Source organism: Massilia sp. GER05, assembly GCF_052056005.1.
GTDB lineage: Bacteria > Pseudomonadota > Gammaproteobacteria > Burkholderiales > Burkholderiaceae_D > Telluria > Telluria orientalis.
Genome location: NZ_CP178858.1, coordinates 1,186,054 through 1,203,477 on the forward strand (window position 1 = coordinate 1,186,054; position 17,424 = coordinate 1,203,477).

Genomic DNA, 17,424 nt, shown 5'->3' on the forward strand with positions numbered 1-17,424 from the left:
GGCGTCCCGGCCGTCGCTTCAACGCTTCAACTTGGCAAACGCCGCCGCCATCGCGCCGCCGCCTGGCGCCGAACGCTCCTGTTTCTGGTGCTTATTCTGGTGATCCGCCATGCGCTTGCGGTCATCGCGATCCGCACGCTGCTGGGGTTGCGACCCCGCCTGCGGCGCGCTGTCCGACAAACGCATCGTGAGCGCGATGCGCTTGCGCTTGACGTCCACTTCCAGCACTTTCACCTTCACGACCTGGCCCGCCTTGACGACCGTGTGCGGATCCTTCACGAACGTGTTCGACAGCGCCGAGATGTGCACGAGGCCATCCTGGTGCACGCCGATGTCGACGAATGCGCCGAACGCCGCCACGTTGGTCACGACGCCTTCCAGGATCATGTCCGGACGCAGGTCCGAGATCTCCTCGACGCCTTCCTTGAACGTGGCCGTCGTGAATTCCGGACGCGGATCGCGGCCCGGCTTTTCCAGCTCCTTCAAAATATCGGTCACGGTCGGCACGCCGAATTTGTCATCCGCATACTTCGCCGGATTCAGGCGTTTGACCAGTGCGCTGTCGCCGATCACCGATTTGATGTCCTTCTGGATATCGGCCAGGATCTTCTCGACGACCGGGTACGATTCCGGGTGCACGGCCGACGCGTCCAGCGGATTGTCGCCGTTCACGATGCGGAGAAAACCCGCCGCCAGTTCGAACGTCTTGTCGCCCAGGCGCGGCACCTTCTTCAGCGCCGCGCGCGACGCGAACGCGCCTTGCTGGTCGCGGTAGTTGACGATGCTCTGTGCGACGCTGCTCGACAGGCCCGACACGCGCGCGAGCAGCGGCGCCGATGCCGTGTTGACGTCCACGCCGACCGCGTTCACGCAATCCTCGACGACGGCGTCGAGCTGGCGCGCGAGCTGCGTCTGCGACACGTCGTGCTGGTACTGGCCCACGCCGATCGATTTCGGATCGATCTTCACCAGTTCCGCGAGCGGATCCTGCAGGCGGCGCGCGATCGAGACGGCGCCGCGCAGCGACACGTCCAGTTCCGGCAGTTCGCGCGACGCGAATTCCGACGCCGAGTACACCGACGCGCCGGCTTCCGACACGACGATCTTCGTCAGCTTCAGCTCCGGGTTCTGCTTGATCAGGTCCTGCGCGAGTTTATCGGTCTCGCGCGATGCCGTGCCGTTGCCGATCGAGATCAGGGACACGTTGTGCTTCGCGGCGAGCCTGGCCAGCGTGTGTAGCGAACCGTCCCAGTCGTTGCGCGGCGCGTGCGGGTAGATGGTCGACGTGTCGACCACCTTGCCGGTCGCGTCGACGACGGCGACTTTCACGCCCGTGCGCAGGCCCGGGTCGAGGCCCATCGTCGCGCGCGGACCCGCGGGTGCCGCGAGCAGCAGGTCCTTCAGGTTGCGCGCGAAGACCTGGATCGCATCGCCTTCCGCCTTTTCGCGCAGAAGCCCCATCAGCTCCGTCTCGATGTACATGAAGCTTTTTACACGCCACGTCCAGCGCGCCGTGTCGAGCAGCCATTTGTCGGCTGGGCGGCCCGCGCCCTTGATGCCGAAGCGCGCGGCGATGCGGCTTTCGCACGGGTTGTGCGGCGCGTCCCATTTTGGTTTTTCCGGCTCGGAATCGAGGCGCAAGGTCACGTCCAATATACCCTCGCGGCGGCCGCGCATCAGCGCCAGCGCGCGGTGCGACGGCACGGTCGCCAGCGTTTCCGAGTAATCGAAATAGTCGGCGAATTTCTCGCCTTCTTCCTGCTTGCCGTCGACGACCTTCGACTCGACGACGCCGTGTTCCTGCACGTATTCGCGCAGCGATTGCAGCAGTTCCGCGTCCTCCGCGAAGCGCTCCATCAGGATCTGGCGCGCGCCGTCCAGCGCGGCCTTCGTGTCCGCCACGCCGGGGTTCGCGACGCCGTCCGCGTTGGTGAATCCTTCACGCAGGTATTTCGCGGCTTCGGCCTCCGGATCGCGCGCCGGGTCGTCGAGGAGGTCGTCGGCCAGCGGCTTCAGGCCGGCCTCGATCGCGATCTGGGCCTTCGTGCGGCGCTTCTGCTTGTACGGCAGGTACAGGTCTTCCAGCCGCGTCTTGTCTTCCGCGAGCGAGATCGCCTGCAGCAGCTCCGGCGTCATCTTGTTCTGTTCCGTGATGGACGAGATGATCGCGGCGCGGCGGTCTTCCAGTTCGCGCAGGTAGCGCAGGCGTTCTTCCAGCAGGCGCAGCTGGATGTCGTCGAGGCCGCCCGTGGCTTCCTTGCGGTAGCGGGCGATGAAGGGGACGGTCGCGCCTTCGTCGAGCAGGGCGATGGCGGCAGCCACCTGTGCCGGTTTGGCGGACAGTTCTTGAGCGAGGCGTTGTTCGATCGAAGGGAGCATGAGTTCGGGTCAGTCGGTGAATCGAACGGGCAATGATACTCAATCGCGGGCGATGCGCCAGTCTTGACAGGCATGACGATCTGCAGTGGCGTGGGAAAGCGTGAACTTTCCAGAGAGGAATGCTGGTACGCTGCCGTCATGAAAAAATTCTTACCGACCGCGTTTGGCGTCGCGCTGGGCACGCTGATCTACACGCGCTGGCTGGACAGCGCCCACGTCTTCGACTGGGGGCGTGCCATCTTCGTGGGCGTCGTGTGCGGGATCGGCGCCGCCGTCTGGCCGGACAAGCGTGCCGGCAAGGCCGGCGGCGACGGACGATAGCCGGTCAAGCATCAGATCTGCGCCTGGCCACCATCGACGAACAGCTCGGCGCCGTTGACGAAGCTGGCATCGTCGGACGCGAGGAATACGGCGGCTTTCGCGATCTCGTCCGGCTCGCCGACGCGGCCCAGCGGGATCTGCGCGGCCAGGTAGTCGACGAGGCCCTGTTGCGCGGCGGCGTCGTTGCCGGCCAGTTCGACGAGGCCCGGGGTGCGGGTGGCGCCCGGGCTGATCGTGTTGACGCGGATGCCGCGGTCCTTCAGGTCCAGGATCCAGTTGCGGGCGAAAGCGCGCACGGCGGCCTTGCTGGCGGCATAGACGCTGAACGCCGGGGTGCCGGAGCTGCCGGCCGTCGAGCCGGTCAGGATCACCGAGGCGCCTTTCGACAGCAGCGGCAGCGCTTTCTGCACGGTGAACAGCGTGCCTTTCACGTTGCGGCCGAAGGTGTCGTCGAACTGTTCTTCCGTGATTTCACCCAGCGGGAGCATCGAGCCGCCGCCGGCATTGGCGTACAGGACGTCCAGGCGGCCGAAGCGGGCGCGGATCTCTTCATACAGGCCATCCAGCGCGGTCAGGTCGCTGGAGTCGACGCGTAATCCGATCGCGTCGTGGCCGATGCTGTTTACCGCGGCGTCCAGTTCGGCCTGGCGGCGGCCGGTGACGATCACCTGCGCGCCTTCGAGGGCGAAGCGTCGGGCGGTGGCCAGGCCGATGCCGCTGGTGGCGCCGGTGACGAGAGCGATTTTGTTGGCGAGTTTGGCAGTCATGATGTTCTCCGTTCGGTTGATGTCGAAGTCGACGGAAACCATCGTACCGAGGTAAACTCCACATTAAAATAGCACTGATCGCAAACTATCTTTGCATTTTTGTCGTGCATACTTCGGAAGGCCGATAGGCACCGGCGCCGGGATGCCGTAACATGTCGGGTTCGATAACTCATCGGTTCCCCGCCGACGACGAACGATGTCCCTGTTGCCCGATTTCGAAGGTCTCGCGATGTTCGCCAAGGTGGCCGAGGAACGCTCGTTCGCCGGCGCCGCGCGTGCGCTCGGGGTGTCGGTGGCGACCGTGTCGCGGGCCGTCGCGCGGCTCGAGGAGCGGCTCGGTGCGCGGCTGTTGAACCGGACGTCGCGCCAGCTGGCGCTGACGGAATTCGGCCGCACCATCGCGGACAGCGCATTGAAGATTTATCGCGAAGCCGAAGAGGCGGAACATGCCGCGCGCGAGATGTCGGCGCGGCCGCGCGGGCTCGTGCGGCTGGCCGTGCCGATGTCGTTCGGGGTGCGCTGGGTCGCGCCGCTGATGCCCGCGTTCTTCCGTGAATACCCCGACGTGCAGATCGACCTGCACCTGTCCGACGCCACCGTCGACCTCGTGGGGCAGGGCTTCGATGCCGCCCTGCGCATCGCCGTGCTGCCCGATTCGTCGCTGGTGGCGCGCAAGCTGTGTCCGGTGGCGCAGGTCATCGTCGCCTCGCCCGAGTATCTGGCAACGCGGGGAACGCCGCGGCATCCGTCCGAACTCGTGGACCATCCTTGCCTCGGCTATACCTATCGCGCGCGCGTCGACGTGTGGCGCTTCACCAACGAGGCCGGGGAGGAAGTCGCCATCAAGCCGGAGGGGCCGCTGCGGGTGACGAATTCGGACGCGCTCCTGCCCACCGTATTGGAGGGCCTGGCGATTGCCGAGTTCCCTGAATTTATTGCGGCAGATCATGTGCGCGCCGGGCGGCTTGTCCCCATACTGGAGGGCTGGCAGATGGCGCGAGGTGGCCTGTACTTCGTCACGCCATCGGCACGCACACGGCCGGCCAAGGTGGAAGCCCTGGCCGAGTTCTTCATGAAGCACCTGAGTGCGCCGGACTGGCGCCTCGTGTCATGACGCACCCGCAAAAAAATGCGTGATGGGGGCTGGCAAAGCGAGGCGCCAGAGTGTAACTTCTACTCTTTTCGTCTCGTAAAGTTTTACCCGCTACGTGCGATCCTTAACAAAGCTGTTCGGGTCGCATGACGGATAATAGGAATTGTTGTTTTTTCAAATTAAAGACTCGTGAGACCCATGCACACAGTTGATTTTCATCGCGACGACACCAGCGACGCACCGCCGGCTCGAGCACCTGCACGCGCTCCGGCCCTGCCCGCACCGGTGTTAAGCTGGCTGCAAAGGGTCGAGGCGGCAGCACATCCCCAGCCGAAGCTGACCGCGGAAGTCACTGACCCCAAGGCCGTCCAGTACAAATTCGTTTATGTCATGGCCCCGACCAGCGGCGGCCGTCACGTCGCGGTCTGCCTGTGCAAGGCGCGCCTGCGTCCGAACGGCGACGTGGCCGCGGCCAGCCCGGTGAGCGAAGTGTTCTCGCTGCTGTCGGCGCCGCCCGCGTACCTCGAAGGCGAGGACGAGGACCTGGTGCGTTTCTTCATCGCCATGCGCAGCGGCTCCAACCAGAGCACGAGCGCGACCGAGCCCAAGGGCAAGGTCGGCGCCATCCTGCTGCAGCAATTGCTCGCGCAAGGGAAACTGTTGTGGGCGAACTCGTGGTCCGACATGACCAATGGCCTGCTGTATCCGCTGCAGGCGGGGCCTGTGCGCAAGGCCAATCTCACGTGGCGCGACGAAGGCCGCGCGGCCAAGCTCGGCTGGTCGGTGGAGCCGGCCAAGGGCGCGACGCATCCCGGCGCCGACCTCGTCGACTACATGCTGCCGACGGATCCGCCGTGGTACATCGACAACCTGTCGTGCGGCCCGCTGGACCTGAACCGCGGCGGCATCGACATCTCGCTGGCCGACCTGCAGGCACTCGTGTCGCAGGCGCCGGCGCTGGCCGGCAACGACAAGAAACGCGTGTCGCAACTGCTGCTGGCGCATGGCCTGCAACAGCTGATGCCGCTGCCGCAGCCGCTCACGCAGCGCATCCGCACCGACGTGAAACCGCAGCCGCACCTGCTGCTGGACGCCATCCCGCAGGCCGAGGGTAACGGCCAGCGCTGGCAGGACTTCGCCGTGCTGTCGTTCGACTACGACGGCCAGCGCATCTCGTTCGATCCGGCCCAGCGCGTCGTGCGCCAGATCGGCGACGTCACCGAAGTCATCGAGCGCGACGAAGTGCTGGAAGCGGCCGCACTGGACACCCTGAACAAGCTGGGCTTCCGCAAGCCGGCCACGCCGCCGCTGTCGGCCCTGTCCGGCGCGCTGCTGCTGGATGGCCAGGCGCACTGGCTGCGCTTTGCCGAAAGCGACCTCGACGCGCTGTCCGACCTCGGCTGGCACGTGCAGAAGTCGCCGAAATACCGCTACGACGTCGTGCCGGTCGAAGAGTGGTATGCCGACATCGACGAGCCGCCCGAGGCCGGCAACGCGTGGTTCGAGCTGGAGCTGGGCATCGTCGTCAACCGCAAGCGCGTGCCGCTGCTGCCCGTGCTGGTGCAACTCATTCGCACGGCGCCGCTGGACTTCAATCCGGACGTGCTGGCCGCGCACGCGGAAGCCGACCAGATGCTGGCGACCCTGCCCGATGGCGTGCGCGTGGCGCTGCCGTGGGGCCGCGTGAAGCCCATCCTGTCGACCCTGGGCGAGCTGTATTTCAACGACAAGATCAAGAACAAGGTTCGCCTGTCGACGCTCGATGCGGCGCGCCTGGAAGAACTCGCCAAAGGCACCGAACTGACCTGGACGGGCGGCGAGCGCCTGCGCGAAACGGGCCGCAAGCTGAGCCAGTTCGGCAAGGTCAAAAAAGTCGATGCGCCGAAGGGCCTGCAGGCCACGCTGCGCGATTACCAGCTGGACGGTCTCGCGTGGATGCAATTCCTGCGCGAATACGACCTGGGCGGCATTCTCGCCGACGACATGGGCCTCGGTAAAACCGTGCAGACGATCGCCCACATCCTGACGGAAAAGGAAGCAGGCCGCCTCACGAACCCGGCGCTGGTCATCGCGCCGACGAGCCTCATGACGAACTGGATGGAAGAAGCCGCGCGCTTCGCCCCGGACCTGAAGGTACTGCTGTTGCAGGGCAAGGAGCGCATGGATCTGTTCGACCAGATCGATGGCGCCGACATCGTGCTGACGACGTACGCGCTGCTGCCGCGCGACGAGGAAAAGCTGCGCGAGCACGAGTACCACCTCGTGATCCTGGACGAATCGCACTACATCAAGAACACGCGCTCGAAGGCGGCGCAGACGGCCGGCTCGCTGAACGCGCGCCACCGCCTGTGCCTGTCCGGCACGCCGCTGGAAAACCACCTGGGCGAGCTGTGGTCGCAATTCCACTTCCTGCTGCCGGGCCTGCTCGGCGACGAGAAGACGTTCAACACGCAATTCCGTCACCCGATCGAGCGCCAGGACGACCCGGTGCGCCGCATGCTGCTGAACCGCCGCATCAAGCCGTTCCTGCTGCGCCGCACGAAGGACCACGTGGCGAAAGAGCTGCCGGAAAAGACGGAGATGATCCGCCGCATCGAGATCACGGGCCCGCAGCGCGACCTGTACGAGACCGTGCGCCTGGCGATGGACAAGAAGGTGCGCGAGGAGATCGACCGCAAGGGCGTGGCGCGCAGCCAGATCGTCATCCTGGAGGCGCTGCTGAAACTGCGCCAGGTCTGCTGCGACCCGCGCCTGGTGAAGGCCATGCCGGGCAAGAAGAACACGGCGGCCGTGTCGGCCAAGCTGACGGACCTGATGCAGATGGTCGACGACCTGCTGGGAGAAGGCCGCAAGATCCTCGTGTTCTCGCAGTTCACGAGCATGCTGGGCCTCATCGAAGAGGAACTCGATGCGCGCAAGATCCCGTACGCGATTCTCACCGGCGAGACGCGCGACCGTTCCGCGCAGGTGGCGGCATTCCAGCAGGGCGCCGTGCCGATCTTCCTGATCAGCCTCAAGGCCGGCGGCGTCGGCCTGAACCTGACCGCGGCCGACACGGTCATCCACTACGACCCGTGGTGGAACCCGGCGGCCGAGAACCAGGCGACGGACCGTGCATGGCGCATCGGGCAGGACAAACCCGTGTTCGTCTACAAGCTCATCGCGAAGGGCACGCTGGAAGAAAAGATCCAGCTGCTGCAGCAAAAGAAATCGGAGCTGGCGGCGTCGATCCTGGCCGAAGGCGAATCGCAGAAGATGGCGCTCACGCAGGAAGACCTGCAGGCGATCTTCGCGCCGCTGGACGAGTAAGCGCGGCAGCGTCGTGGTCAAGAGGGCAAGCCAGGGCGGCTTGCCCTTTTTATTTGCGTATGCATATATTCAATATGCGTGTTCGACGCAACGGCCGGGGTCGGTTATCTATGCAAAGCGATATATCGGGCACTATACTTATTGTCCGGAATCATTCTTATTAAGGCCATCATGACGCGCAGCGCATCCGTCTCGGCGGACATCCCCACGGCGGACGCCTTTCGCACGATCGCCGAACTGGGCGGTGACCTGGCCTTCATCCTCGATTGCACCACCGGGCTGCCGGCGTATGTCAGCCCGGGCGTCGACGACATGCTCGGCTATTCCCTCGCCGACATCCGCGCGCAGATGGACAAGGGCGGCGACGGCCCGCTGGCGGCCTTGTGCGCCGGCCTGCCGGAGCGGCTGCGCCGGTTTGCCGCCGGCGACGGGTCGCGCCTGCGCGTGATGCGCGAGTTCGACCTGCGCCGGCCGGACGGGAGCGAGGTGGCCGTCGAGGTGATTTCGACCCTGGCGCTGGACGACGCCGGCCAGCCGCGGGCGCTGCTGGGCCTCGTGCGCGACGTGTCCGCGCGGCGCGAGCGGGAGCGCGAGAGAAAACGGTTTGCCAGCATGCTGAACCATGAATTCCGCACGCCGCTGTCGACGATCGACGGCGCGATCCAGCGGCTGGAGTCCCTGGGCACCAAGGCCGACGAGGCGACGCGCGAGCGCTACCGCAAGATCGCGACCGCGACCGACCGCCTGATCGCGATGCTGGACGACTACCTGTCCCCCGAGCGCATGGCCGCACTCGGCAGCCAGCGCCGCGAGAACAAGGTGGGGCCGAAGCTGCTGCTGGAAGAACTGGTGGCGCAGGCGCGCGCGGCCGGACGTCCCGTGACCCTGGAAGCCAGCGACCTGCCGGCCGCGCTGCGGGGCGAGCCATCCGGCCTGCGCCTGGCGCTCAAGGTGTTATTGGACAATGCCCTGCGCTATACGCCGGCCGGCACCGCGCTGCACGTGGCGGGACGGCGGGTCGACGGCGGCGTCGAACTGGCGCTGCGCGACGAGGGCCATGGCGTGCTGGCGGACGACGTCGCGCGCATCTTCGACAAGGGCTATCGCGGCGCGAATGCCGAGGGTATCGCGGGCAGCGGGCTCGGGCTGTACATGGCGCGCTCCGTGGTGGAAGTGCACGGCGGTAGTTTGACATATGCATGTCCTCCAGAGGGCGGCGCCGAGTTCAGGCTATGGCTGCCGGCACAGGCGAGCGGGGCAAAAAGTCTTGCTTCCGGAATGACCAGCAGTGATAATCGGCATGGCGACCGGGGTTAGCCGCCCGACAACGAAGCCGGGAATACGAAACAAGGAATTGGCAAAACCCATGACGCAAATATTGATTGTTGAAGACAATGGCGAATACGCAGGCGATATGGCCGATTTCCTCAAGGAACTCGGCCATGAGGTCACGATCGCGACCACCGCCAGCGATATGTGGGCCGCGCTGACGCGCACGCCGGCGGCCGTGGTCGTGCTCGACCTGGGCCTGCCCGACGAGGACGGCTTCAACGTGATTCCACGAATGCGCCAGCTGTATCCCGAGATCGGGCTGCTGGTGCTGACGGGCCGCGTGGCCTTCGACAACCGCATCCTCGGCCTGCGCCTCGGCGCCGACCACTATCTCACCAAGCCGATCAAGTTCCCGGAACTGGCTGCCCACATCGAGGCGCTGGACCGCCGCGTGCGGCCGTCGTCCGAGCCGGCGCCCGCGCCGAGCAAGTGGACCCTGCGCGTCTCGGCCCGCCAGCTCGAGCTGATGGGCAAGGTAATCGACCTGACGGAAAAAGAGTGCAACTTCCTGCACCTGCTGACCATCAACACCCGGCCCGTCCCGCGCCAGGTGATCGTGGCCGGCATGGGTGGGGACGATCCGGATGCCAGCCGCCGCGTCGACATGCTCGTCTACCGTCTGCGCAAGAAGGCCCGCACCGGCCTCGGCCAGGATCTGCCGCTGCGCAGCGCCTATGGCGAGGGCTACAGCCTGTCCGCCGGTTTCACGCTGGCGTAATTAATCGGGGACAGAGCGAGGCGGTCGCGTTAGAATGACGCCATGGCCCGCCAACCCCGACTCATCCTGCCGCACGAGCCGCACCTGATCATCCAGCGCGGCAACGACAACCAGCTGATCTTCCGCGACGACGAAGACCACCGCCGCTTCCTGGAATGGCTGCGCGAGAGCGCGAAGTTCTACCGCGTGGCCATCCACGCGTACGTCCTGATGCCGAACCACCTGCATGTGCTGGCGACGCCGTCCGACGAGGACGGCTTGGCGGCCATGATGCAGAAAGTGGGGCGGTTATATGTTCCCTGGTTTAACAACAAGTACGGCCGCTCCGGCACCTTGTTCCAGGGACGTTTCCGCACGTCCGTGATCGACCCGGACGCGTATTTTCTTGCCTGCATCCGCTACATCGAACTGAATCCACTGCGCAGCCAGCTCGCGTTCGAGCCGCTCGACTACCCGTGGTCGAGCTACGCGCATCACGCCGGCGTGCGGCCGGATCCGCTGATCACCGACCACGCCAAGTACTGGGAACTCGGCAACACGCCGTTCCAGCGCGAGGCGGCCTTCATCGAGCTGGCGCAGCAGGGGATGTCGGGGCAGGAACTGGATACGATCAATGCGGCGGTGCTGAAGGGGGCGCCGCTGGGATCGCATGAATTCAAGGTCGCGCTGGAGCACAAGACGAGGCGCCAGATTTTGCCGGCCAAGCGGGGGAGACCGTTCAAGGTGAAGGCTGCGGAATAGATTTGTGCGCGGCGTCATTGCAACAAATGAATGATAAGGAGGCTTCGGCCTCCTTTTTTATTGCCCGTCGCCCCTGCGATGGCGGGGGCTTAAGTTTGTTGGCGGGCACGCGGAATTTGGGTTCCCGCGTGCGCGGGAACGACGGTTTTGCGCATAACTATATGATTTTATTGATGTGGTAGGCGAAATGCAGCACCTCTTCTACTGTGTCCCCATTTAATTTACGACTAAAAAACTCGGCATTTAATTCGACTCCGACCCTAATTATTGCTATTGATGTTTACCGAAGTCTGCTCTATCCTCGGCCTTCAATATCTTCAAAATGCTGCGGAGCCCCCATGATTGCCCAAGGTTTGTACGATCCCGCCAATGAACACGACGCCTGCGGCGTCGGTTTCGTCGCCCATATCAAGGGCAACAAGAGCCACTCCATTATTGAACAGGGTCTGCTGATCCTGAAGAACCTGGACCACCGGGGCGCCGTCGGTGCCGATGCCCTGATGGGCGACGGTGCGGGTATCCTGATCCAGATCCCCGACCAGTTCTACCGCGACGAGATGGCCAAGCAGGGCATCGAACTGCCGCCGCCGGGCGAATATGGCGTCGGCATGATCTTCCTGCCGAAGGAACACGCTTCGCGCATCGCCTGCGAACAGGAAATCGAGCGCGCCGTGCGCGCCGAAGGCCAGGTCGTGCTGGGCTGGCGCAACGTGCCGGTGGACGACACGATGCCGATGTCGCCGACCGTCCGCGCGAAAGAGCCGGTCATCCGCCAGATCTTCATCGGCCGCGGCCCGGACGTGATGGTCACCGACGCGCTCGAGCGCAAGCTGTACGTCATCCGCAAATCGTCGGGCCACGCGATCCAGGCCCTGAAACTCATCCACGGCAAGGAATTCTTCGTGCCGTCGATGTCCGCCCGTACCGTGGTCTACAAGGGCCTGCTGCTGGCGGACCAGGTCGGCGTGTACTACAAGGACCTGCAGGATCCGCGCTGCGTCTCCGCGCTGGCCATGGTGCACCAGCGCTTCTCGACGAACACGTTCCCGGAGTGGCCGCTGGCCCACCCGTACCGCCTGCTGGCGCACAACGGCGAGATCAACACCGTCAAGGGCAACTTCAACTGGACCCGCGCCCGCGAAGGCGTCATGAAGTCGGCCGTGCTGGGCGACGACCTGCAGAAACTGTTCCCGCTGATCTATGAAGGCCAGTCGGACACCGCCTGCTTCGACAACGCGCTCGAACTGCTGGTTATGGCCGGCTACCCGATCGCCCAGGCGATGATGATGATGATCCCGGAAGCCTGGGAAAATCACGCGACGATGGACGAGAACCGCCGCGCGTTCTACGAATACCACGCCGCGATGATGGAACCGTGGGACGGCCCGGCCGCCATGGCCTTCACCGACGGCCGCCACATCGGCGGTACGCTGGACCGCAACGGCCTGCGTCCGGCGCGCTACATCGTCACGGACGACGACCTGGTCGTCATGGCATCGGAATCGGGCACGCTGCCGATCCCCGAATCGCGCATCGTCAAGAAATGGCGTCTGCAGCCGGGCAAGATGTTCCTCATCGACCTGGAAGCCGGCCGCATCATCGACGACAAGGAACTGAAGGACACCTACTCGAATGCCAAGCCCTATAAGGCATGGATCAAGTCGGTGCGCATCAAGCTGAACGAAATCAAGCTGTCGGAAAGCCAGCTGTCGCAGAACCGCGCGAAAGACGCACAGGGCGAGAAAGCCGCCATTTCCCTGCTGGACCGCCAGCAGGCATTCGGCTACACCCAGGAAGACCTGAAGTTCCTGATGGCCCCGATGGCCGTGCTGGGCGAAGAAGCCACCGGCTCGATGGGCAACGACTCGCCGCTGGCCGTCATGTCGAACAAGCTGAAACCGCTGTACTCGTACTTCAAGCAGCTGTTCGCCCAGGTCACGAACCCGCCGATCGACCCGATCCGCGAAGCGATGGTGATGTCGCTCGTGTCGTTCATCGGTCCGAAGCCGAACCTGCTGGACACGAACAACGTCAACCCGCCGATGCGCCTCGAAGTGTCGCAGCCGGTCATCGGTTTCGACGACATGGCCCGCCTGCGCAACATCAGCCTGCACACGGGCGGCAAGTTCAAGTCGTATGAACTGAACATCTGCTACCCGGTCTCGTGGGGCAAGGAAGGCATCGAAGCGTCGCTGGCCTCGCTGTGCGCGGAAGCCGTCGATGCCGTCAAGTCGGGCCACAACATCCTGATCGTCTCGGACCGCAACGTGAACGCCGACCAGGTCGCGATCCCGGCGCTGCTGGCGACGTCCGCGATCCACCAGCACCTCGTCCAGCGCGGCCTGCGCGCATCGACGGGCCTCGTCGTGGAAACCGGCTCGTGCCGCGAGACGCACCACTTCGCCCTGCTGGCCGGCTACGGCGCGGAAGCCGTGCACCCGTACCTGGCGCTGGAAACGCTGGTCGACCTGGCGCACACGCTGCCGCACGAGATGGCTGCCGACAAGGCGATGTACAACTACACCAAGGCGGTCGGCAAGGGCCTCATGAAGGTCATGTCGAAGATGGGCATCTCGACCTACATGTCGTACTGCGGCGCCCAGATCTTCGAAGCCATCGGCCTGAACAAGTCGCTGGTCGACAAGTACTTCCGCGGCACGTCGTCGACGGTGGAAGGCATCGGCCTGTTCGAAGTGGCCGAGGAAGCCCTGCGCCTGCACGGCCTGGCCTTCGGCAAGGATCCGCTGCTGGCCAACGCGCTGGACGTCGGCGGCGAATACGCCTACCGCGTGCGCGGCGAAGACCACCTGTGGACGCCGGACGCCATCGCCAAGCTGCAGCACTCGACCCGTGCCAACAACTTCAGCACCTATAAAGAGTACGCGCAGCTCATCAACGACCAGAGCCGCCGTCACCTGACGCTGCGCGGCCTGTTCGAATTCAAGATCGATCCGACCAAGGCGATCCCGCTGGACGAAGTCGAGCCGGCCAAGGAAATCGTCAAGCGCTTCGCCACCGGTGCGATGTCGCTGGGCTCGATCTCGACCGAAGCCCACGCCACGCTGGCCATCGCCATGAACCGTATCGGCGGCAAGTCGAACACGGGTGAAGGCGGTGAAGACCCGGCCCGCTACATGGGCGAGTTCAAGGGCATCAAGATCGCCAAGGGCGAGACCCTGGCCTCGATCCTGGGCAAGGACCGCGTCGTCGCCGACATCCCGCTGGTCGAAGGCGATTCGCTGCGTTCGAAGATCAAGCAGGTGGCATCGGGCCGCTTCGGTGTGACCGCCGAATACCTGGCGTCCGCCGACCAGATCCAGATCAAGATGGCGCAGGGCGCCAAGCCGGGCGAAGGCGGCCAGCTGCCGGGCCACAAAGTGTCCGAGTACATCGCGTCGCTGCGCTTCTCGGTGCCGGGCGTGGGCCTGATCTCGCCGCCGCCGCACCACGACATCTACTCGATCGAAGACCTGGCGCAGCTGATCCACGACCTCAAGAACGTGAACCCGCACGCGTCGATCTCCGTGAAGCTGGTGTCGGAAGTCGGTATCGGTACGGTCGCCGCCGGTGTGTCGAAGGCGAAGGCCGACCACGTCGTCGTCGCCGGCCATGACGGCGGTACGGGTGCATCGCCGCTGTCGTCGGTCAAGCACGCCGGCACGCCGTGGGAACTGGGCCTCGCCGAGACCCAGCAGACCCTCGTGCTGAACGGCCTGCGCAGCCGTATCCGCGTCCAGGCCGACGGCCAGATGCGTACCGGCCGCGACGTCGTCATCGCCGCCCTGCTGGGCGCGGACGAAGTGGGCTTCGCGACGGCACCGCTGGTCGTCGAAGGCTGCATCATGATGCGTAAGTGCCACCTGAACACCTGCCCGGTGGGCGTGGCCACCCAGGATCCGGAACTGCGCGCCAAGTTCTCGGGCAAGCCGGAACACGTCGTGAACTACTTCTTCTTCGTCGCCGAAGAAGCGCGCCAGATCATGGCCCAGCTGGGCATCCGCACGTTCGACGAGCTGATCGGCCGTTCGGACCTGCTGGACAAGTCGAAGGCCGTCGGCCACTGGAAGGCGCAGGGCCTGGACTTCAGCAACATCTTCTACCAGCCGAAGGTCGACGACAAACGCCAGCTGCTGCACACGGACGGCCAGGACCACGGCCTGGACAAGGCCCTGGACCACAAGCTGATCGCGCAGGCCAAGGCCGCGCTGGAGAAGGGCGAGCGCGTCTCGTTCATCTCGCCGGTGAAGAACGTCAACCGCACGGTCGGCGCGATGCTGTCGGGCGAGGTCGCCAAGCGCTACGGCCATGCCGGCCTGCCGGACGACACGATCCACATCCAGCTGCAGGGCACTGCGGGCCAGTCGGCCGGCGCGTTCCTGGCACACGGCATCACGCTGGACCTGGTCGGCGAAGGCAACGACTATGTCGGTAAGGGCCTGTCGGGCGGCCGCATCATCGTGCGTCCGAACACGGAGTTCCGCGGCTGGGCCGTCGACAACATCATCGTCGGCAACACGGTGCTGTACGGCGCGATCGCCGGCGAAGCGTTCCTGAACGGCGTGGCCGGCGAGCGTTTCGCGGTGCGTAACTCGGGTGCGACGGCCATCGTCGAAGGCGTGGGCGACCACGGCTGCGAATACATGACCGGCGGTACCGTCGTCGTGCTGGGCGACACCGGCCGCAACTTCGCGGCGGGCATGTCGGGCGGCGTGGCATATGTCTACGATCCGAAGGGCGACTTCGAGCAGAAGTGCAACACCGCGATGGTCGCACTGGAGAGCGTGCTGTCGACCAAGGAGCAGAGCGACAAGGCCAGCTGGCACGCACAGACCCGCAACGGCGAGCGCGAGTCGGACGAAGCGATCCTGAAGCGCCTGATCGAGCGTCACTTCAAGCACACCGGTTCGACCCGTGCGCGCAACCTGCTGGACGACTGGGCCAACAGCCGCAGCAAGTTCGTCAAGGTCTTCCCGACCGAGTACAAGCGCGCACTGGAAGAGATGCACAACAGCAGCATGGAAGAAGCCAACGACAAGATCGAACTGGCTGCCTGATGCTCACCGGCGGGCGCCCGACGCGCCCGCCGCATCTCTCTAGACTGAACCGAATACGATAGGAATACAAATGGGTAAGATCACCGGCTTCATGGAATTTCAGCGCCAGGAAGAAGACCACCTGGAACCCGCTGCCCGCCTCAAGAACTACAAGGAATTTTCGATCACCCTGACCGACGCGCAAGCGAAGGTGCAAGGTGCGCGTTGCATGGATTGCGGCATCCCGTTCTGCAACACCGGCTGCCCCGTCAACAACCAGATCCCCGACTGGAACGACCTGGTCTACCACGGCAACTACCGCTACGCCGTCGACAACCTGCATTCGACGAACAACTTCCCGGAATTCACGGGCCGCATCTGCCCGGCACCGTGCGAAGCCGCCTGCACGCTGGGCATCAACAATGAGCCGGTCGGCATCAAGTCGATCGAGCGCAAGATCGCCGACGCCGGCTGGGAACACGGCTGGATCGTCCCGCAACCGGCTGCCGTCAAAACGGGCAAGAAGGTCGCGATCATCGGTTCCGGCCCCGCAGGCCTGGCCGCTGCCCAGCAACTGGGCCGCGCCGGTCACGACGTGACGGTGTTCGAGAAGAACGACCGCATCGGCGGCCTGCTGCGCTACGGCATCCCCGACTTCAAGATGGAGAAGGACCTGATCGACCGCAGGGTTGAGCAAATGCGCGAAGAAGGCGTGAAGTTCCGCACCTCGACGCTGATCGGCAAGGACTTCCCGGCCACCGTCAGCAACATGGCGCGCGACACCATCTTCCCGGAAGACCTGGTGAAAGATTACGACGCGGTCGTCATGGCCGGCGGCGCCGAGGCACCGCGCGACCTGCCGGTCCCGGGCCGCGACCTGAAGGGCGTGCACTTCGCGATGGACTTCCTGCCGCAGCAGAACCGCGTCAACGCCGGCGACAAAGTCAAGGACCAGATCAAGGCCACGGGCAAGCACGTGATCGTGATCGGCGGCGGCGATACCGGCTCCGACTGCGTGGGCACGTCGAACCGCCACGGCGCCGCGTCGGTGACCCAGTTCGAACTGATGCCGATGCCGCCGGAACAGGAAAACAAGCCGCTCGTGTGGCCGTACTGGCCGACCAAGCTGCGCACCTCGTCGTCGCACGAAGAGGGCTGCGAGCGCGACTTCGCCGTCGCCACCAAGCGCTTCGAAGGCAAGGGCGGTAAAGTGGAAAAAGTCATCGCCTGCCGCGTCGAGTGGAAAGACGGCAAGATGACGGAAGTGGCCAACTCGGAATTCGAACTGAAGGCCGACCTCGTGCTGCTGGCCATGGGCTTCGTCTCGCCGGTGCAGCAGGTGCTGGACGCGTTCGGCGTGCAAAAGGATGCGCGCGGCAACGCACGCGCCACGACCGATGGCGACGTCTGCTACCAGACGTCGGTGCCGAAGGTGTTCACCGCCGGCGACATGCGCCGCGGCCAGTCCCTGGTCGTGTGGGCGATCCGCGAAGGCCGCCAGTGCGCGCGCGCCGTGGATGAATTCCTGATGGGTTCGTCGGTACTGCCGCGCTGATCGACGCCAGGCTTGCCTGATTCCAGACACCCTGCAATGCTACGGCTTGCAGGGTGTTTTCATTTGGAGATCCGATCGAAGAATGCTCTCCGACGACGGTGCGATCCTCGGCATCGACGGCATGCATGGCGCGCAAGCACTTTGCGCCGGTCAGGCTGGCGGCCGGTGTCCGGAAT

The 17,424-nt window shown here is 65.0% G+C and carries 10 protein-coding genes; 8 read left to right on the forward strand and 2 right to left on the reverse strand.

The features are described 5' to 3' along the window. Positions 1 to 18: 18 nt before the first annotated feature. Complete coding sequence (locus tag ACL58G_RS05310) at positions 19 to 2,379, reverse strand: Tex family protein (RefSeq protein ID WP_413339497.1); 2,361 nt, start codon at positions 2,377 to 2,379, stop codon at positions 19 to 21. Between the two features lie 138 nt (positions 2,380 to 2,517). On the opposite strand from ACL58G_RS05310, the gene ACL58G_RS05315 reads away from it, so the two are divergent. Further along, positions 2,518 to 2,700: a hypothetical protein gene (locus ACL58G_RS05315; RefSeq protein WP_440965580.1), complete on the forward strand. Its 183-nt coding sequence runs from the start codon at positions 2,518 to 2,520 to the stop codon at positions 2,698 to 2,700. Between the two features lie 11 nt (positions 2,701 to 2,711). Here ACL58G_RS05315 and ACL58G_RS05320 read toward each other — a convergent pair whose 3' ends face one another. Then, positions 2,712 to 3,467, reverse strand: coding sequence for an SDR family oxidoreductase (locus tag ACL58G_RS05320; RefSeq protein ID WP_413381078.1), 756 nt, complete (start codon positions 3,465 to 3,467; stop codon positions 2,712 to 2,714). Between the two features lie 196 nt (positions 3,468 to 3,663). Here ACL58G_RS05320 and ACL58G_RS05325 point away from each other — a divergent pair, with 196 nt between their 5' ends. The 7 genes from ACL58G_RS05325 to ACL58G_RS05355 all read left to right on the forward strand — a co-directional run bounded on the left by ACL58G_RS05325 (position 3,664) and on the right by ACL58G_RS05355 (position 17,248). Continuing rightward, complete coding sequence (locus tag ACL58G_RS05325) at positions 3,664 to 4,581, forward strand: LysR family transcriptional regulator (protein ID WP_413381080.1); 918 nt, start codon at positions 3,664 to 3,666, stop codon at positions 4,579 to 4,581. Positions 4,582 to 4,758: 177 nt separating this feature from the next. Further along, complete coding sequence (locus ACL58G_RS05330; protein ID WP_413381082.1) at positions 4,759 to 7,869, forward strand: DEAD/DEAH box helicase; 3,111 nt, start codon at positions 4,759 to 4,761, stop codon at positions 7,867 to 7,869. A 171-nt stretch (positions 7,870 to 8,040) separates the two neighbouring features. After that, positions 8,041 to 9,186, forward strand: coding sequence for an ATP-binding protein (locus ACL58G_RS05335; protein WP_440965582.1), 1,146 nt, complete (start codon positions 8,041 to 8,043; stop codon positions 9,184 to 9,186). Between the two features lie 49 nt (positions 9,187 to 9,235). Next, on the forward strand, positions 9,236 to 9,919 hold the full coding sequence (locus ACL58G_RS05340; protein WP_036233341.1) for a response regulator transcription factor: 684 nt from the start codon (positions 9,236 to 9,238) through the stop codon (positions 9,917 to 9,919). A 42-nt stretch (positions 9,920 to 9,961) separates the two neighbouring features. After that, the gene (locus ACL58G_RS05345) at positions 9,962 to 10,660 is read left to right on the forward strand and encodes a transposase (protein WP_413340211.1); all 699 of its coding nucleotides are present in this window, start codon (positions 9,962 to 9,964) and stop codon (positions 10,658 to 10,660) included. Positions 10,661 to 10,998: 338 nt separating this feature from the next. After that, a complete protein-coding gene (locus ACL58G_RS05350) occupies positions 10,999 to 15,714 on the forward strand; it encodes a glutamate synthase-related protein (protein WP_440965585.1) in 4,716 nt (1,571 codons plus the stop codon). A 70-nt stretch (positions 15,715 to 15,784) separates the two neighbouring features. Further along, complete coding sequence (locus ACL58G_RS05355; RefSeq protein WP_440965587.1) at positions 15,785 to 17,248, forward strand: glutamate synthase subunit beta; 1,464 nt, start codon at positions 15,785 to 15,787, stop codon at positions 17,246 to 17,248. Positions 17,249 to 17,424 lie beyond the last annotated feature (176 nt).